The organism is Brachybacterium sp. NPDC056505 (genome assembly GCF_042794925.1).
GTDB lineage: Bacteria > Actinomycetota > Actinomycetes > Actinomycetales > Dermabacteraceae > Brachybacterium > Brachybacterium kimchii.
Map to the genome: position 1 here is coordinate 1 of NZ_JBHTSV010000005.1, position 17,143 is coordinate 17,143.

Genomic DNA, 17,143 nt, shown 5'->3' on the forward strand with positions numbered 1-17,143 from the left:
ACTCCTGGGGGTAGGGAGCGGGCATGGTACACATCCTTCCAGGCCGCCCTACGGGCAAGCCAGATCAGATGTCACCCATCCTTGCGGCAGTCCCGCTGTCCCGCTGGGGTGCCGCACCGGCTCGATGAGGCCGTGAGCGGGCAGGCTCTCGAGTCCCTGCAAGGAATCAGTTTTTCACCTGGGCCGATCCAACTGGCCTGTGGGAAAGTGCTCGCATGATGACAGAGGCCAGCGCTGCCGACCATCCGCTCGACCAGTGCCGTGAGCCCTTCCAGGCAGAGCTCGTCCGGAACCTGGCGGCCGAGGTGGCCGCCAATTTCGGGGGCGATCTCTCACGGATGCGGCGCGCGAATGGCTACTCGAACGCGACGTGGGTCGGCGACGGAATCGCCGTGCGGATCGCGCATACTCCTGTCGACATGAGTCGTGAGGCAGCTCTGGTGCGCAGGCTTCCCCAAGCTGTCGGTCACCCCGAAGTTCTGGGTGATGGCCGCTTGCGGGGGCATGGATGGATCGTCACCTCCGAGGTCCCGGGCGACAACCTGCAGGAGGTCTGGTCAGAGCTGACAGCAGACAAGCAGAAAGAGGCCATTGCAGGACTGTGGGATCGGGCCCGGGCTGTCCACCAGGCGACGCCGTCACTTCGGGAGCTCGTGGCGACCCACGGCGGGTTCATGCCGGCCTCGCTCGAAGCGGCTGGATCTTTGGCCGGGCGCGTGGCGCGGGAGGTGCCACTGTCTGGCATCGAAGAGGCGCGATTGAGGGACATCCTCGAAGAGTTCTTCCACGCGGCTCCCCAGGTTCCGCCGGTGGTCAACCACGGCGACCTCGCGTTGATGAATGCTCTCTGGGACGACGGAGTTGTGTCGCTTCTGGACTTCGAGTTCTCTGTACTGGGTCCGGTCGAGATCGACCTGTCTCGGCTCGTGTATGAAGCACGATGGTCGGAGCAGGACGGAATGAAGGACTCCGATGCGAGCGCGGCGGCGCTCGAGATAGCGCTGAGGGAGATGGACCCCACTCACGGGCGCTCGCTGATTCTCGGCGCTGCGGTTCTCGACCAGCTTCGCGATGTCGGAATCTGGCTGACCCGTGACTCGACCGACGACGCCGTCGAGGGGTGGCGACCGGACCGCCTGCTCACCGATCTGCTCTCGACAGAGGGCGGCTACCTCTCACCCGTTCTCTAAGACGAGCGCCGCACGCCCCCGCCCCCGAGGCTCTCGCGATGTGCCACGACGGGGAGGGATCATCACCCGTCTGATGCTGCGCTCCATCTGGGTCCACGGCCAGCGGCCTTTCGCAGAACGTGTCAGGCGTCCGCGTCGTCTCGAGGCCCGTCGTCCTGGGCGAGACGGTACGCCTGCGCGAGCACGCCGATCTGTGCGGGGTTGTAGAGGTCGGGCAGCGATTGGTAGAGCGCGTGCATCGCCTCGCGTTTGCGAGCAGTCGTCGGCCGAGGCGGATTCCGTGTGTCGGGGTAGCTTTCGTGGATCCTGCGCAGCACCGACGCCAGCCGTAGGGCGACGGCGCGGATGGCTTCGGCGCTGGCATCGGCCGGCAGGTCGTTGAAGGCGATATCGGTGTCCTGATGGTGTTCGGCGATCTCATGCAGGTCCCGCATGCCCTGTTCGTCGTAGAGCAGCGCGCTGATCGAGATCACCGCCCTGTCCGCCCCGGTGAGGCCGTCGGCGATGGATTCGAAGCCGACGGGGACGTCCGGTCCGGTGCGGTGGGCGAGCAGCTCGGCGAGGTCGGCTCGGATCTTCTGCTCACGCTCGATGGAGGCGGCGAGTCGAGCATCGAGCGCGCGCACGGTGTCGAAGAACATGTCCTCCGAGTCGCCTGCTGCTCGGATCTCCGCCGTCGACATCCCCAGGTCCCGGAGCTGTGTGATCTGCAGCAGGCGCACCAGGTGGGCTGTGCCGTACTGCTTGTATCCGTTGGCCGCGCGTACGGGCTCTTCGAGCACATCGGTCGCGTGGTAGTGCCGGATCGCTTTCACCGTGGTGCCGGCGAGGTCCGCGAGCTGGCGCGTGCTCCAGGTCATCGACGGACACCAGGGAGAGCAGACATGCCTCCATCCTCGTGGATGGGGAAGGGAATCGGAAGCACGGTCTTGACCGTGCCCCCAGGGCACGGTTTCCGATGATGGTGCACGTGCTCGACTTCGCCAGGAGCCCTCCCATGACCAGCACCGGACAGCAAGCACTCCGATCAGCACGGCGTCGAGGAGCGCTCCTGCGGCCCCGTGCTCGCGCGCGCCCCACTATCTGGCCCGGCCGTTGAATGCCGCCTACGGCGATGTCGTCAGGATCTGTGCCGGGTCCGAGGACGTGCCGGCCAGCGGAGGCCCCACCGGCTTCGGCTTGTTCGAGTGCCTGGAGGTCATGCCCACCGCGGGCTCGTGGCCCGCGATCGGAGGCGACGCCTGGATCTCCCTGATCCGGTGCGGCTCCCAGCATCGCACCGCGGCCGGTGCGCTGCTGCCATGGCCTGCCTACGAAACCGGTGCCCCCGAGCACCGCACCCAGGCACCGCACCTCGCCGAGGAGGCGCTCATCCCTCATGCGCCTCTGTGCTCTCCGCACGCACGCGCTCACCGTTCCGTGCCGCCACGCAGTCTCAGCACGACGGATGACTCTGCCGGACCGAGTCCGTTCGAGGCCCCGAACCAACGGGACGAGACGGGGAACCACGATGGATGACTCACTCCTCTACGAGGGTGCGATGCAGGTCGTCCCGCTCCTGCTCATCGCGCTCTTCCTCGACAACCGCGCGAGCACTCCCGAACCACGCAACCGACTCGGCAGGGCGCTGATGCGGTTCCAGGATCGGGCGATCGCCGTGCTGTGCCTCATCGCGTTCTTCGCCTCGATGTTCGTGCTCGTCGGCACGGTGCCCATCACCGCCCTCACCGACGCGATAGTCATCGCGGCTCTGAGCGGCTCGATCGGGCTGCTGTTCGGCACCATCTGGCGTCGCTTCGCCATCACCCCGGACGGCGGCTCCGTCTCGTCCAGCTCACACCACTCCCCGGAGGACCACCATGACCACGATGCCTGATCCGATCCTCAACGAACCCTCGAGCGCCTCCTCCGTCGGTGGAGAACGTCCTTTCGGCGCGCACCTGTCGATGCGATGGTGGGTCCCCTTGGTGCTGACGATCGTCGTCGTCGCAGCGATCTACGGCCTCCAGCTGATATTGGGAGGCATCGCCGCCCTCGTCGAGTTCGGCCTGCTGGGCAAAGATCCCGACGACGCCTCGCTGACCCCTCTGACCTTCCTGGCGATCAATCTCGCGACCATCCTCGTCGCCCCGCTGGCACTCCTCGTTCTCGCGAAGGCAGGGCGGGTGCCGTGGCGATCCGCGCTGAGCGCGGGACGGGCTTTCCAGTGGCGTCGGCTGGGGATGTACGTCGGCCTGTTCGCGGTGCTCATGGTCCTCGCCAATGCCGCGGTCCAGCTGATCAACCCGTCACCGCTGTCCTTGTTCTCCGTCTCCGGCACGACCATCGGGCTGCTGGTGGTGCTGGCGCTGACCACGCCGTTGCAGGCCGCGGCGGAGGAGGTCGCTTTCCGAGGTGTCCTCACCGCCTCCTACGCGTCCTGGATCCGTGCTTCGCGCCCCGCGCTGATCGTGGGCATCTTCGGATCCAGCGTGCTCTTCGCCGTCGTCCACACCAGCTTGGATCCGTGGATGATCCTGAACTACCTGGGCCTCGGGGCGAGCACCGCGGTCATGGCGCTGCTGAGCCGGGGTCTGGAAGCGTCGATCGCCTTCCACGTCATGAACAACGTCTTCGCCTACGGCATCGGTGCCCTGTTCGCCGAGGGCGGCGGCATCGGCCAGGACCGCAGCGCCGGTGCGGGAGGGCCCTACATGCTGGTCTTTCTCCTCGCGGAGGTCATCGCCATCGTCACCGTCTGGCAGGTCGAGAGGCGCCGGCGTCGGCATCAGCACTGAAGGCCCCACACGCCGCAGGTCTCCGCGGAACGACACAGCGGAACGGTCAGGCAATGGCGTGACATCGCGGCCTGATACGAGAACCGGTGGTCACCTATCGGGCGATAGTCTCAGCGCACCATCACCGCCTCCCTCTAGACCCCCACCCGCTCCAGGTCCGTGCCGCGCGCGGCGAAGTAGGCGTCGGCCCGCTCGCGGTCCCAGCCGTGGGACTGGCGCAGGCCCTCGGCGAGCATGTCGAGGTAGGCGGGGGCGGGCTGGGTCGCGGGCACGTCGCCGATCCCGTCGGGCGCGGTGAAGGTGAGCATGGGGATGCCCCCGCGCTCGCCGAGCACCACCAGGGTCTCGTAGCGTCCGGGGCCGACGGCCACGCGCGTGCCCGCGCTCGCCGTCCCGCCGGCGGCTGTGCCGCCGATGCCCAAGTCCTCGCGCACGAGGCGCTCGACGGGGTCGTCCTCCTGGACGGGGCGGTGCATCTCCTGGGCGGCGACGTCCGCGAACTGGGGGATCGTCAGCAGGAAGGCGCGGGCCGGCGTCGGCCCCTCGGCGTCGTGGTCGTAGAAGCCCATGCCGCCGCTCCACACGCGGGACTCGCCCGCGAAGTGCAGGCGGCCCGGGAGCATCACGCCCGCCGCCTCGCGCGGGGGAGTGCGGTCGCGGGCCCCGGTGTAGCCGATCAGCGCGCCTGGCGGCCTGCCGCCCTGGATGTAGCAGGCGAGGCGCTCGGCGTTCATGTTCGAGCCGTAGCTGACGTACCAGACGAGATCGCGATCCATGGTGCGTCCATCGTGCGCACGGGTCGCCCGCCGATGCCAGGGTGCCGCGCCGGTTCCGAGACGGCCTTCACGCGCCGACCCCTCGCCCGGGACCTGGGCGCCTCGATGCGGGACCTTCGCGCCTCAGCTGCTGCGACGCAGGCTCCGATTCCCCGTCGAGGGCGCCAGGAAGATCGCGACGGCGACCACCGCGGCGGGCAGCAGCAGGGCGCCGCGCAGCCCCACGTGCTCGCCCACGAAGCCCAGCACCGGCGGGCCGACGAGGAACGCCATGTATCCGACGATCGAGGCCAGCGCGACGCGCTGGGCGGGCTGCGGGCCGGAGTCGCCCGCCGCCGAGAGCGCGACCGGGAAGCCGAGGGAGGCTCCGAGGCCCCAGAGGATCACCGCGATGCCAGCCACGATCTGGTTGTCTACGAGGGAGACGAGGACCAGTCCCGCGGTCGCGCAGGCGGCGCTCGCCGCGAGCACGGGCGCGCGGCCCACGCGATCGATGATCGGTCCGCCCGCGAAGCGGCCGAGCGTCATCGACGCCGCGAAGACCGCGTAGACGGCGCTGCCGAGCGCCGCGTCGAAGCCGTGGCCGTCGACCATGACCAGCGGCAGCCAGTCGTTCGCGGTGCCCTCGGCCAGCGCCATCGCCAGCACGATCGCCCCGATCAGCAGCAGGCGGCCGTCCTTCCAGACCGGCGGGCCGGTGAGGTGCCCGCGGGCGGCGCGCTCCTCGGCGGTGACCTGGCCCGTGGCGGCGGGCAGCAGGCGGATCGCCCAGGCCAGCAGCACGGCGCCGATCACGCCGATCGCGAGCAGGTGGGGGACCACGGGGAGGTGCACGGCGTTCGCGAGGATGCCGGCGCCCGCCCCCACCACCGTGCCCAGGCTGAAGCAGCCGTGCAGGGTGGGCAGGAAGGTGCGGCCGGATTCGCGCTCGACCTCGGCGCCCTCGATGTTCATCGCGACCTCGCCGCCGCCGGTGCCGGCGCCGAACAGGGCGAGGCCCAGGGTGACCACGAGCGCCTGCTGCGTGGCCGCGCCCGCGGCGATCGTGGGCATCGCGAGCACCAGAAGCGCGGAGGCGACGAGCACGACCCGTCGGGCGCCCAGGCGCATCACCGCCGGCCCCGAGGTGAGGATCCCGAGCATCGAGCCGATGGACAGGCCGAACAGCACGAGGCCCATCTGGGCCGTCGAGGCGCCCAGCAGGTCGCGGATCGCGGGGGTGCGCGTCACCCAGGAGGAGATGCTGATCCCGGGCAGGAAGAACAGGGCGCAGAGCGCGAGGCGGCGCAGGGCGAGGGAAGCGGGTGCGCCGGGCACGGGCGTCTCCAGATCACGTAGGCGTACGGTCGTACACAAGTGTAGGGGCGGCGCAGGGGCAGGCGCACGCGTGATCCGCGCACCGGAACGCCCCCGCAGCCGGCGCAGCGCTGAGCGGTGCGCGGGCGGCGGGGGCGTTCCCGTCGGCCGACGGATCGGCGGTGGGGTGGGAGGTCAGTCGAGGCCCGCGATGTCGCGCGGCTCCTCGGCACCCTCCTCGTTCTCGCTGACGACCATGCGGATCGGCTCGAGCTTCGCCCAGAGGGCGAAGAGCAGGCCGACGACGACCATGACCAGGCCGGCCCACAGGTTGGCGTTGACGCCGCCGGTCTTGGCCGACTCGACGTCGCTGAAGTCGAACAGCCCCACCAGCACCAGGATCACGCCGAACAGTCCGACCAGCAGACCGATGAAGTTGCGGATGTCGAAGGCACCGGCGGTCTCGACCTTGGCGCCTGCGGAATCGGGGACTGCGACGGGGCCGCCCTCGAGGTTCTCGTTGTCGTTCATGACTTCTCTCCTCCGTCCCGGCTCACGCGAAGACGATGTTCAGGATGATGACCAGCGCCAGGCCGATCCCGGCCATCGGGACCGGACGACGGAAGAAGGGCAGGCCCTTCTCGTCGGGGTCCACGAGATCGGTCTTGGGGGTCTCGGAGTAGACGAGGCCCTTGAGTTCGTGCACGGGCTTGGGGCGCGTGAACTGGGTGACGACGACCGAGACGATGATGTCCACGACGAACGCGGTGGCGGCGCTCAGGAACGCGAGCCCCTGGCCCGGCAGGACGAACACCTCGCCGAAGGTCGACAGGCTCCACAGGATGACGGCGGCGACCGTGCCCGAGGCCAGGCCCGACCAGCCGGCGGCAGGCGTCATCCGCTTCCAGAACATGCCCAGGATGAACGTCGCGAACAGCGGCGCGTTGAAGAACCCGAACAGAGTCTGCAGGTAATCCATGAGGTTCGAGAACTGCCCGGCGATGAGCGCCGTGAAGATCGCGATCACGCAGGCCACGGCCGTGGCGATGCGGCCCACGAAGATGTAGTGCTTGTCCGGGGCGTCCTTCTTGACGTACTGCTGGTAGAGGTCGTAGCTGACCACCGTGTTGAAGGCCGAGATGTTCGCGGCCATGCCGGCCATGAACGCGGCCAGCAGGCCCGCGATCGCCACGCCCAGCAGGCCGTTGGGCATCACGTCGCGCATGAGCAGCAGCAGGGCGTCGTTGTAGGAGACGCCCGTGGCGGCCGCCCCTGCGGCATCGCCCCCGAAGTCCATCTTCTTGAACTCGGTCATGTCCGAGACCAGCACGCCGGCGATCATGCCGGGGATGATCACGATGAAGGGGATGAACATCTTGGGGAAGGCGCCGATGATCGGCGTCATCCGGGCGGCGGTGATGGACTTGCTGGCCATCGCGCGCTGCACCTCGACGAAGTTCGTCGTCCAGTAGCCGAAGGAGAGCACGAAGCCCAGGCCGAACACGATGCCGACCACCGAGAGGATCGGGCTGTTGAAGCCCGAGAGCTGCTCGCCCGGCCAGGAGTGGAGCTGCTCGGCGCCGAGCATGCCGTCGCCGGCGACCTTCTCCTTGAGGCCGCTCCAACCGCCCACGCGGTGCAGGCCGATGAGCGTCAGGGGCAGCAGCGCCGCGACGATCACGAAGAACTGCAGCACCTCGTTGTAGATGGCCGCGGAGAGCCCGCCCACCGAGATGTAGAACAGCACGAAGGCGGCGGCGACGATGAGGCCCACCCACTGGGGCCAGCCCAGCAGTCGGTTCACGATCGTGGCCAGCAGGTACAGGTTCACGCCCGCGATCAGCAGCTGCGCGGCGGCGAAGCTGATGGAGTTCACGAGGTGCGCGGCCGTGCCGAAGCGCATACGCATGAACTCGGGGACGCTGCGCACCTTCGAGCCGTAGTAGAAGGGCATCATCACGACGCCCAGGAACAGCATCGCGGGGATCGCGCCCACCCAGAAGTAGTGCATCGTGGGCATGCCGTACTGGGCGCCCGTGGCGGACATGCCCATGATCTCGACGGCGCCGAGGTTCGCGGAGATGAACGCGAGGCCGGTCACCCAGGCGGGCAGGGAGCGGCCGGAGAGGAAGAACTCGATGGAGTTGGAGACGCCGCGTTTGGCGAACCAGCCCACACCGAGCACGAAGACGAAGTAGAGCGCGATGATCGCGTAATCGATCCACTGCGCATCCAACCGGATGTCGACCATGACAGGGCCTCGGAGTCCAGGGGAAGGGGCGCCGTCGCGAGCACGCTCATGGCACTCGGAGGAGCAGCGGGGGATTGGCCGCCGGGCGGTCACGCTACCACCGCGCACGGGGCCCTCGGCGGCGACATCCTGCAATCGCCGGACGACCAGCGGGTCCGCGTGGTATGTGAGTCGCGCGCCACATCTCTCGGCGCATCTCCCGCCGCATCGTGGGCACGCGCTGCGGGGAGCGGCGACGGTGCGGCGGGGCCGGCGGCGGTAGCCTGTCGTCGGCCGTTCTCCCCGGCGGCCGGTCGACGACGACCCAGGAGGTCTTCCCCATGTCCCCCTCGTCCCCTGAACCCTCCTCGGGCACGGCCGCTGCGACGGCCGTTGCCCCTCCCGCAGCCCTTCCCGAGCAGACCGTGCGCGCCGAGCAGCGCTGGACTCCCGCGAAGATCGTGCTGTGGGTCGCCATCTCGCTCGTGGGCGCGCTCGGCTGGGTGATGCTCGCCCTCGCGCGCGGCGAGACCATCAACGCGATCTGGTTCGTGTTCGCCGCCGTCGCGACCTACCTCGTCGCCTACCGCTTCTACGCGAAGTTCATCCAGAACCGCCTGGTGAAGCCCGACGACACCCGCGCCACCCCGGCGGAGGCCGAGTACGACGGCAAGGACTACGTCCCCACCGACCGGCGCATCCTCTTCGGCCACCACTTCGCCGCGATCGCCGGCGCCGGCCCGCTCGTCGGCCCCGTCCTCGCCGCACAGATGGGCTACCTGCCCGGCACCATCTGGATCATCGTGGGCGTGGTGCTCGCGGGCGCCGTCCAGGACTTCCTGGTGCTCGTGATCTCGACCCGTCGCCACGGCCGCTCGCTCGGCCAGATGGCCCGCGACGAGCTCGGCGTCGTCGGCGGCGTGGCCGCGTTCATCGCGACCCTGACCATCATGCTGATCATCGTCGCGATCCTCGCGATGGTCGTCGTGAACTCCCTCGGGGAGAGCGCCTGGGGCGTCTACAGCGTGGGCCTGACCATCCCGATCGCGATCTTCATGGGCCTCTACCTGCGCTTCCTGCGCCCCGGCAAGGTCTTCGAGGTCTCCGTGATCGGCGTGGCCCTGCTGCTGTTCGCGATCATCTCCGGGCGCTGGGTCGCCGAGACCGGCTGGGGCGACGCCCTGTTCCATCTGGACCGTCCCGTCCTCGCGGGGCTGATCATCGCCTACGGCTTCATCGCCGCCGTGCTGCCCGTGTGGGTGCTGCTCGCCCCGCGCGACTACCTCTCGACCTTCATGAAGATCGGCACGATCGTCATGCTCGCCGCCGCGATCATCGTGGTGCGCCCCAGCATCTCGACCCCCGCGGTCTCCGAGTTCGCCTCCCGCACCGACGGGCCCGTGTTCACCGGCGGCCTGTTCCCGTTCCTCTTCGTCACCATCGCCTGCGGCGCCCTCTCCGGGTTCCACGCGATGATCTCCTCGGGCACCACTCCGAAGCTCGTGGAGAAGGAGCGCCAGATGCGCATGATCGGCTACGGCGGCATGCTCATGGAGTCCTTCGTGGCGATCATGGCGCTGGTCGCGGCCGTCTCCATCGACCGCGGCATCTACTTCGCGATGAACTCCTCGGCCGCTGCGACCGGCGGCACGATCGAGGGCGCCGCGCAGTTCGTGAACTCGCTCGGCCTCACCGGCGTGAACCTCGATCCCGCGACCCTCGCGCAGACCGCGAAGGACGTCGGCGAGGAGTCGATCGTCTCGCGCACCGGCGGCGCGCCCACGCTCGCCGTGGGACTCGCCGGGATCATGCACAAGCTCGTGGGCGGGCCCGCGATGATGGCGTTCTGGTACCACTTCGCCATCATGTTCGAGGCGCTGTTCATCCTCACCAGCGTCGACGCCGGCACCCGCGTCGCCCGCTTCATGCTGGCCGACGCCCTGGGCGGCTGGAAGCCCCGCTTCCGCGACCACTCGTGGCGCGTCGGCGCCTGGATCACCACCGCGGTGATGGTCGCCGGCTGGGGATCGATCCTCATGATGGGCGTGCTCGACCCGCTGGGCGGCATCAACACCCTGTTCCCGCTCTTCGGCATCGCGAACCAGCTGCTCGCCGCGGTCGCCCTCGCGATCTGCCTGGTGGTGTTCGCCCGCAAGGGCCGCACCTGGTCGCTGCTGATCATCTTCGTGCCGCTCGCCTTCACCGCGGTCGTCACCATCACCGGCTCGTTCCAGAAGATCTTCTCCTCCGACCCCGGGGTGGGCTACTGGGCGAACCACATCGCCTACCGCGACGCGCTCGCTGCGGGGAAGACGGAGCTGGGCCTCGCGAAGACCCCCGAGGACATGCACGCGGTCGTCTTCAACACCGCCGTGCAGGGATCCCTCTCGATCCTCTTCGTGGTCTGCACGATCATCGTCATCGTGGTCTCGCTCTGGCGCACCTGGCAGGCGCTCCACGGGAGGAACATCCTGGACACCGAGGCCCCGCGCGTGGAGTCCGCGTACTTCGCGCCCGCGGGCATGGTGCCGACGCCCGCCGAGAGGGAGCTCGAGGGTCGCTGGAAGGACCACCTGCGCGAGCACCCCGAGAAGGACCTCGCCGGGACGGTCGGGCACTGATGAGCACGCGCGTGGCTCCGGCGGGACGGCCGACGGGCGGAACCGGGCCGGTTCCCGGCCGTCTCGTCGGCGCCCTGCGCGGGGTGCGACGCTTCGCGCGCGGAGTGCTGGGATCCGACGCCTACGACCGCTACCTGCACCACCACCGGATCACCGGCTGCGCTCATGCGCCGCTGAGCGAGAAGGAGTTCTGGCGGCGGAAGTACGCCGAGCAGGGCGAGAACCCCTCCGCCGGCTGCTGCTGAGCGGGGCGGTCGGGTCGCGCGGTCCCGCCCGTCCCGGCCGACGATCCTCGGTGACCCATTTACCGGCGGCGCTCCGTGGTGCCATGCTCTCCCTACGTCTCGCGCCGCACGGCGCGAACCGAGGGCGGGAGGGTCCCCGTGACTGCGACACCTGGCACCCCGAACGAGACAGCGCGCACCGCAGCGGGCGCCCTGCCGGAGCCGCCGATCCCGCCCACGATGTCGGCCGTCCGGCTCGTCGGCCACGGCGGCCTCGAGCAGCTCGTCCACGCGGATGACGTGCCCACGCCGAGCCCCGCCGCGGGCGAGGTGCTGATCGACGTCCACGCCTGCGGGATGAACAACACCGACGTGTGGGTGCGCGAGGGCGCCTACGGCAGCGACACCGACCCCGGCGAGGTCTCCACGTGGCGGCGCGGGCGCTCCACCCTCGAGTTCCCGCGGATCCAGGGCGCGGACATCGTCGGCCGGATCGTGGCGGTCGGGGAGGGCGTCGAGCCGGGCCGCGTGGGCGAGCGGGTGATGGTGGACTTCAGCATCTACAACCGCGCGGAGGGCGACGACTCGCTCGCCGACATCGACTACATCGGCCACGGCCGTGACGGCGGCTACGCCGAGTACGTCGCCGTGCCCGCGGAGAACGCCTACGAGATCACCGCCGACATCCCCGACGCGGGCCTCGCGACCTTCTGCTGCGCCTACCTCACGGCCGAGCAGATGCTCGTGCGCGCCCGCCTCGGCGAGGGCGAGAGGGTGCTGGTCACCGGCGCATCCGGCGGGGTGGGGTCGGCGATCCTGCAGCTCGCGCGGGTGCGCGGGGCGATCCCCTACGCGGTCTCGAGTCCCGGCAAGGAGGACGCGCTGCGCACGATCGGCGCCGAGGACGTGATCCTGCGCGGCTCGGGAGACCTCGTCGAGGAGGTCGCGAGGGCGGCCGACGGGCCGATCGACGTGGTCGCCGACCTCGTCGCGGGGCCGATGTTCAACGACCTGCTGCGGATCCTGCGCCCGGAGGGCCGCTACACGACCGCGGGCGCGATCGGCGGGCCGGTCGTGGATCTGGACCTGCGCACCATGTACCTCAAGCAGCTCGAGCTGCACGGCTCCTCCCAGGGGACCCGTACCGCGTTCCGCCGGCTCGTCGAGTACATCCAGGACGGGCGGATCCGCCCGCTGCTGGACCGCACCTTCCGCCTCTCGGACTTCCACGAGGCGCAGCGGACCTTCATGGGCAAGACCTACATCGGCAAGCTCGTCGTGGTGCCCGACCGGCACTGGGACGAGGTCGGCGCGCCGTTCGCCGGAGCTGAGGCCAGTTCCGCGGCGTCCGGTGGGGCCGCTCCGCCCGACGCCACCGCCCCGCACGGCACCTCCGGGGCGGGCGATCCCGATGCGCCGTGAACGCAGCGTCGAACTGATCGACACCCAGTCCGGCGGGGACGTCAGCCGGATCGTCACCGCCGGCATCGAACCGATCCCGGGCACCACCGCCCTGGAGAAGGCGCGCTACCTGCAGCGCGAGGGGGACGGTCTGCGGCGCCTGCTGCTCTCGGAGCCCTACGGCGACCCGGCGATGTCCGTCGACCTGATCGTCGAGCCCGGTCACCCGGAGGCGCAGGCCGGCTACATCATCATGGAGGCGATGGGGTACCCGATGTACTCGGGCTCCAACACGATCTGCACCGCGACCGCGCTGCTGGAGAGCGGGATGATCCCGATGACCGGCGGCACCCAGCAGGTCGTCCTCGAGTCCCCGGCGGGCCTCGCCCGGGTCACGGCCGAGTGCGCGGACGGCCGGGTCGAGTCGATCACCACCAAGGGCGAGCCGGCCTTCGTCGCCGACCGCGACCTGCGGATCGACGTTCCCGAGTACGGACCGGTGCGCTTCGACCTGGTGTGGAGCGGCGCCTACTACGCGCTGGTCCGGGCCGACGAGCACGACTTCGCCATCACGGCCGAGGAGCAGATCGCCCTGACGGCCTTCGGTGATGCGTTCGTGCGCGCCGCTCGGCCGGGCCTGCGTCAGGAGCACCCCTCCCTCGGCGACGTCGGCCCGCTGCCGTTCGTGCACTTCGCGGGACCGATCCGCCGTGGGCTCGACGGGGTCGACGAGTCACCTTCGGCGACCTACGTCCACCCCGGCGTGATCTGCCGCAGCCCCACTGGCACCGGCACCTCGGCGCGGCTGGCGCTGATGGCCGAGGACGGCGAGCTCGCACCCGGTGACGCCCTGCGCACGATCTCCCCGCGCGGCAGCAGCTTCGTGGGCACCCTGCTGGGGCCGACGCAGGTGGAGGGGCTGTCCGCCTGGGACTCGACGACCACCGGGGCGGCGCGGCTGATGGCGCACTCGCGGATCACCGTGGACCTCGACGACCCGCTCGTGGACGCCTCGGACCTGGAGCCGCTGCTGCGGCAGTGACACGGGAGGCGGGGAGCGGCGTCAGGCGGTGTCGGCAGAGCGCCCCGTGCCGTCCCGGCGCGCGGCGCGGACGGCGAGGACGTTGTCCACCAGGCGCTCGGCGTCGGCCTCGCCCAGAGGGTGCTCCTCGGTGGCCGGGTCGCCGGAGAGCAGCGCCCTCAGATACAGAGGGGAGAGGACGAGCTCGAAGAGGTCCATCGGCGTGAGCTCCTCGGCGTCGTCCCCTTCGAGCAGGTCCGCGAACTGATCGAGCCGCGGGGCGACGAACTCCAGCACGCTCTGCATCCCGCCCGCCGTGGCCGCGGCCGCCATCGCTCGGAACAGGCCGAGCCTCTCGGGGGAGGTCAGGCTCCGGGCGAGACGGCGGGCGTAGACGGTCAGGTCGGCGCGCAGATCGCCCGTGACCGGGACCGGCTGCTCCGTGGCGAGCTGCTCGGCGGCGACGTCGAGCAGCAGCGCCTCGGGCGTGCGCCAGCGGCGGTAGAGCGTCGCCGGATGCACACCGGAGCGCTCGGCGACGGCCGGGAACGTCACGGCCGCGGTGCCGCCCTCGGCCAACAGCGTCCGCACGGCGTCATGGGCTCGGGTTCGGGTGCGCTCGGTGCGGCCACCCGGGCGCACCGTTCCGGAGGACTGTGTCATGCCGCCACCCTAATGCGAAGACTCTTGCATTCGCGAGACGGACGGCCTACGTTAACGCGAAAGCAATCGCATTAAGCGGAGCATCGAGGGAAGCAGGGGTCATGGCACGAGTGCTCGTCGTCGGAGCAGGGATCGCAGGGGACACGGTGGCACTCCTGCTCGACCGACAGGGGTGGGACGTCACGGTCGTCGAGATCGCGCCCGACCTGCGCAGCGGAGGGCAGACCGTGGACCTGCGCGCAGGGTCGCGCGAGGTGCTCGCCCGCATGGGACTGCTCGACGCGGTGCTGGCTGATCTCGTCGACCAGCGCGGGATCGCCTGGGTGGACGCGCACGGAGGAGAGTGCGCGGCGATGCCGGTGGAGGCCTTCGACGGCCGTGGATTCGTCTCCCGCGAGGAGGTGCTGCGCACGGACCTCGCCCGCACCCTGCACGAGGCCTGCAGCGACCGGATCGACCACCGCTTCTCCGAGACCGTGGAGGCGATCGACGAACGGGCCGACGCGGTGCGGGTGCGCTTCCGCTCGGGAAGGGTCGAGGAGTTCGACCTCGTCGTCGGCGCCGACGGCATGCACTCGCGGGTGCGGAGCCTGCTCTGGGGTCCGGAGGAGAGGTTCCGTCGTCCTCTCGGCCTGGCCCACGCGTGGTGCACGATCGAGGAGACCGTGGCGACGCCGACGCTGGACGGGTGGTTCCTCGTGCACAACGCCCCTGGTGGTCGCCTGGTGGAGGCGCGCCCCGGGCACCCGGGCACCCAGGAGGTGGGCTTCTCGTTCCGCACCACCGGTCCGCTGCCCTCCCGACGCGATCGCGGCGCGCAGATCGCCCTGCTGGAACGCACCTTCGGACACGTCGGGTGGCGGGCACAGGAGCTCCTCGCCCGCGCGGCCGACGCGCCGGACTTCGCCCTCGAGACGATCGAGCAGATCGGGGTGCCCCGCTGGCACACGGGCCGGGTGGTGCTGCTCGGCGACAGCGCCTGGTGCACCAGCCCGCTCTCGGGCCTGGGCACGGCGCTCGCCCTGCTCGGCGCGGAGGCGCTCGCGAACGAGCTCGGCGACGGGGCGGTGCCCCTCGCGACGGCCCTCGCCTCCTTCGAGGAGCGGATGCGCCCGCGCGCGCAGGCGGCGCGCAAGCTCCTCCCCGGCAGGGTCGCGTCCCATCTGCCCAGGACCCGGGTCGGCATCCGAGCCTCCGCTCTCGCCATGCGCGCGGTCCAGTGGCCGGTCGTCAGCCGGACGCTCGCCGCGGTGACGGGCGATCGGGGGCACGGCGAGGACGGCTGAGCGGGCGCCCGCTCACCGGGGCCCGCTCACCGGGCGCCGGCTCACTCCCCGCGCACGAACTCCCCGAGGTGCTCACCGAGGGCCACGCGGCTGGGCTCGTGGATGTACATCATGTGGCCGGCCTCGTAGTACTCGATGCGGATCCGCTCGCGGTAGTCGTCGGTGGGGATCGGCAGGTGCGCGAGCACGTGCTCGCTGGCGTGGAACGGGGTCGCCGCGTCGTGGTAGCCGTGGGCGACGAACACCCTGGTGGACGGCACCTTCCGCAAGACCCTTGCGAGGTCGGAGGCGACCTCCACGCTGCGGTTCTCGAACTCCTTATAGCTCCAGGGATGCACCTTGGGGGAGAAGATCTCGTAGACCACGTCGGAGGTGAAGCCGAGCTCGGCGGTCAGGTACTGGTTGATGGCCGCGGTGTACGAGGGGCCCAGCTGGTCCGTCGAGGGGTCGGTCTCCATGGTCGCGGCGTTGAGGTTGCCGGCGGGGGCGCTGAAGCGCCCGTCGATGCGGCCGACGATCCGACCCTCCTCCCGCAACACCTCCGCCAGATAGGCCATGTGCTCCACGCGCAGATCCGCCCGCTCCACCCAGTCGGGGCCGACGCCGATGAGCGCCGCGATCTGCTCGGCAGCCTCGCGCTTCTCCTCGGGGTCCAGACGGTGGCCCTGGGCGAGGAGCTGCGGATACTCGGTCTCGGCGAAGGCCTCCGCCTCGTCCACGACCTCGAGCAGCGAGCGCCCGGGGTGCTTGCCGTGCGCGTGTGCGATCGCCGCATAGGTGGGGAGGTAGTGCAGGTACGGGGCATCGTTCCCAGCGGGGAAGTCCTCGGCGAACACGATCGTGGAGAAGTCCAGGACCGGGGAGAGCAGCGCGATGCCCGCGGGGGCGACGTTGAAGCGGTCCACGAGGCGGCCCGCGACGGCGCTCGCCCGGGTGGTGCCGTAGGACTCGCCGACGAGGTGCACCGGGGAGAGCCAGCGCTCGTTGCGGGTCAGCCAGTCCATGATGAAGTCCGCCACGAGGTCGCGGTCGGCCGTGATCCCGTGGTGGCGGTCGGGCTTCGCACCGGGCGCGGGCCGCGAGTAGCCGGTCGACATCGCGTCGACGACCACCAGATCCGCGTCCTTCAGGATCGTCTCGTGGTTGTCGAGGAGGCCGAACGGGGGAGGGGTGAGGGCGCCGGCGTCACCGGAGTCGACGCGCCGCGGGCCCAGCAGGCCCAGGTGCAGCCACACGGTCGAGGATCCGGGGCCGCCGTTGAAGGCGAACACCACGGGGCGCCGGGAGCCGCGGTCGGTCGCGACGTAGCTGACGGCGAACAGCTCCGCGTAGGCGGTGCCGCGCGCATAGGCCTCGCCCTCGGGCTCCTCGGTGAGCACGTGCGTGCCGGCGGTCGCCGTGTAGGTGAGGGAGGAGCCGTCGGGCAGCTCGAGCAGATGGGCGGTGGTCTCCAGGCGGTCCTCGGGCTTCGGGCGCGTCTCCCCGCCCTCGCCGAGCGCGCCGGCCGCGGCCCCCGCGGCAGCGGCCTCGGTCGCGGTGGTGTTCGAGGGGCTGTGGGACTCGGTCATGGAGATCCTCCGCTGCGTCGTGGGTGGCCTCCTCCGATCGTACGGAGGGTCGCGGCCGCTGTGCACGGCCGGTTCCCGCGCTGAGTCACC

General features: G+C 70.6%; 15 protein-coding genes. 8 read left to right on the plus strand and 7 right to left on the minus strand.

What is annotated here, in order from left to right; translation table 11 throughout:
- Positions 1-215 precede the first annotated feature (215 nt).
- Positions 216-1,190, plus strand: coding sequence for a phosphotransferase family protein (locus ACFQ53_RS05035; RefSeq protein WP_377856216.1), 975 nt, complete (start codon positions 216-218; stop codon positions 1,188-1,190).
- A 122-nt stretch (positions 1,191-1,312) separates the two neighbouring features.
- On the opposite strand, the gene ACFQ53_RS05040 is transcribed toward ACFQ53_RS05035, so the two are convergent.
- Entirely contained in the window at positions 1,313-2,050 is a 738-nt protein-coding gene (locus ACFQ53_RS05040) for a MerR family transcriptional regulator (RefSeq protein ID WP_377856219.1), read from the minus strand.
- A gap of 650 nt (positions 2,051-2,700) precedes the next feature.
- Between ACFQ53_RS05040 and ACFQ53_RS05045 the strand changes: the two genes are divergently transcribed.
- Positions 2,701-3,066 carry a hypothetical protein gene (locus ACFQ53_RS05045; RefSeq protein WP_377856222.1) on the plus strand — a complete coding sequence of 122 codons (366 nt, stop codon included), beginning with the start codon at positions 2,701-2,703 and terminating at the stop codon, positions 3,064-3,066.
- Entirely contained in the window at positions 3,050-3,967 is a 918-nt protein-coding gene (locus ACFQ53_RS05050) for a CPBP family intramembrane glutamic endopeptidase (protein ID WP_377856225.1), read from the plus strand. The genes ACFQ53_RS05045 and ACFQ53_RS05050 overlap by 17 nt, the downstream gene beginning before the upstream one ends.
- Before the next feature lie 134 nt (positions 3,968-4,101).
- Here the strand turns inward: ACFQ53_RS05050 and ACFQ53_RS05055 are convergent, their stop codons facing one another.
- The 4 genes from ACFQ53_RS05055 to ACFQ53_RS05070 form a co-directional block, all read right to left on the minus strand.
- Entirely contained in the window at positions 4,102-4,743 is a 642-nt protein-coding gene (locus ACFQ53_RS05055; protein ID WP_377856228.1) for a histone deacetylase, read from the minus strand.
- A gap of 123 nt (positions 4,744-4,866) precedes the next feature.
- Positions 4,867-6,060 carry an MFS transporter gene (locus ACFQ53_RS05060; protein ID WP_377856231.1) on the minus strand — a complete coding sequence of 398 codons (1,194 nt, stop codon included), beginning with the start codon at positions 6,058-6,060 and terminating at the stop codon, positions 4,867-4,869.
- Between the two features lie 174 nt (positions 6,061-6,234).
- Entirely contained in the window at positions 6,235-6,570 is a 336-nt protein-coding gene (locus ACFQ53_RS05065; protein ID WP_377856235.1) for a hypothetical protein, read from the minus strand.
- Positions 6,571-6,592: 22 nt separating this feature from the next.
- Positions 6,593-8,290, minus strand: coding sequence for a sodium:solute symporter family protein (locus ACFQ53_RS05070; RefSeq protein ID WP_377856238.1), 1,698 nt, complete (start codon positions 8,288-8,290; stop codon positions 6,593-6,595).
- 320 nt (positions 8,291-8,610) lie between these two features.
- Here ACFQ53_RS05070 and ACFQ53_RS05075 point away from each other — a divergent pair, with 320 nt between their 5' ends.
- From ACFQ53_RS05075 to ACFQ53_RS05090, 4 genes are all read left to right on the plus strand, one after another.
- Positions 8,611-10,890 (plus strand): carbon starvation CstA family protein, encoded by a 2,280-nt coding sequence (locus ACFQ53_RS05075; protein WP_377856241.1) that lies wholly within the window; start codon positions 8,611-8,613, stop codon positions 10,888-10,890.
- Positions 10,890-11,135 (plus strand): YbdD/YjiX family protein, encoded by a 246-nt coding sequence (locus ACFQ53_RS05080; RefSeq protein WP_377856243.1) that lies wholly within the window; start codon positions 10,890-10,892, stop codon positions 11,133-11,135. Before ACFQ53_RS05075 ends, ACFQ53_RS05080 begins: the two co-directional genes overlap by 1 nt.
- A 138-nt stretch (positions 11,136-11,273) precedes the next feature.
- Positions 11,274-12,536 carry an alcohol dehydrogenase family protein gene (locus ACFQ53_RS05085; protein WP_377856246.1) on the plus strand — a complete coding sequence of 421 codons (1,263 nt, stop codon included), beginning with the start codon at positions 11,274-11,276 and terminating at the stop codon, positions 12,534-12,536.
- A complete protein-coding gene (locus ACFQ53_RS05090; RefSeq protein WP_377856249.1) occupies positions 12,526-13,557 on the plus strand; it encodes a proline racemase family protein in 1,032 nt (343 codons plus the stop codon). Before ACFQ53_RS05085 ends, ACFQ53_RS05090 begins: the two co-directional genes overlap by 11 nt.
- A 21-nt stretch (positions 13,558-13,578) precedes the next feature.
- Here the strand turns inward: ACFQ53_RS05090 and ACFQ53_RS05095 are convergent, their stop codons facing one another.
- Positions 13,579-14,199 (minus strand): TetR/AcrR family transcriptional regulator, encoded by a 621-nt coding sequence (locus ACFQ53_RS05095; protein ID WP_377856252.1) that lies wholly within the window; start codon positions 14,197-14,199, stop codon positions 13,579-13,581.
- A 101-nt stretch (positions 14,200-14,300) separates the two neighbouring features.
- Here ACFQ53_RS05095 and ACFQ53_RS05100 point away from each other — a divergent pair, with 101 nt between their 5' ends.
- Positions 14,301-15,485: an FAD-dependent monooxygenase gene (locus ACFQ53_RS05100; protein WP_377856255.1), complete on the plus strand. Its 1,185-nt coding sequence runs from the start codon at positions 14,301-14,303 to the stop codon at positions 15,483-15,485.
- Between the two features lie 41 nt (positions 15,486-15,526).
- On the opposite strand, the gene ACFQ53_RS05105 is transcribed toward ACFQ53_RS05100, so the two are convergent.
- The gene (locus tag ACFQ53_RS05105; RefSeq protein WP_377856258.1) at positions 15,527-17,053 is read right to left on the minus strand and encodes a S10 family peptidase; all 1,527 of its coding nucleotides are present in this window, start codon (positions 17,051-17,053) and stop codon (positions 15,527-15,529) included.
- Positions 17,054-17,143 lie beyond the last annotated feature (90 nt).

What these genes read in the sequence shown, in the direction of transcription:
- ACFQ53_RS05035 (WP_377856216.1), top strand. Translation starts at nt 216, where the DNA reads ATGATGACAGAGGCCAGCGCTGCCGACCATCCGCTCGACCAGTGCCGT.
- ACFQ53_RS05040 (WP_377856219.1), bottom strand. Translation starts at nt 2,050, where the DNA reads ATGACCTGGAGCACGCGCCAGCTCGCGGACCTCGCCGGCACCACGGTG.
- ACFQ53_RS05045 (WP_377856222.1), top strand. Translation starts at nt 2,701, where the DNA reads ATGGATGACTCACTCCTCTACGAGGGTGCGATGCAGGTCGTCCCGCTC.
- ACFQ53_RS05050 (WP_377856225.1), top strand. Translation starts at nt 3,050, where the DNA reads ATGACCACGATGCCTGATCCGATCCTCAACGAACCCTCGAGCGCCTCC.
- ACFQ53_RS05055 (WP_377856228.1), bottom strand. Translation starts at nt 4,743, where the DNA reads ATGGATCGCGATCTCGTCTGGTACGTCAGCTACGGCTCGAACATGAAC.
- ACFQ53_RS05065 (WP_377856235.1), bottom strand. Translation starts at nt 6,570, where the DNA reads ATGAACGACAACGAGAACCTCGAGGGCGGCCCCGTCGCAGTCCCCGAT.
- ACFQ53_RS05070 (WP_377856238.1), bottom strand. Translation starts at nt 8,290, where the DNA reads ATGGTCGACATCCGGTTGGATGCGCAGTGGATCGATTACGCGATCATC.
- ACFQ53_RS05075 (WP_377856241.1), top strand. Translation starts at nt 8,611, where the DNA reads ATGTCCCCCTCGTCCCCTGAACCCTCCTCGGGCACGGCCGCTGCGACG.
- ACFQ53_RS05080 (WP_377856243.1), top strand. Translation starts at nt 10,890, where the DNA reads ATGAGCACGCGCGTGGCTCCGGCGGGACGGCCGACGGGCGGAACCGGG.
- ACFQ53_RS05090 (WP_377856249.1), top strand. Translation starts at nt 12,526, where the DNA reads ATGCGCCGTGAACGCAGCGTCGAACTGATCGACACCCAGTCCGGCGGG.
- ACFQ53_RS05095 (WP_377856252.1), bottom strand. Translation starts at nt 14,199, where the DNA reads ATGACACAGTCCTCCGGAACGGTGCGCCCGGGTGGCCGCACCGAGCGC.
- ACFQ53_RS05100 (WP_377856255.1), top strand. Translation starts at nt 14,301, where the DNA reads ATGGCACGAGTGCTCGTCGTCGGAGCAGGGATCGCAGGGGACACGGTG.
- ACFQ53_RS05105 (WP_377856258.1), bottom strand. Translation starts at nt 17,053, where the DNA reads ATGACCGAGTCCCACAGCCCCTCGAACACCACCGCGACCGAGGCCGCT.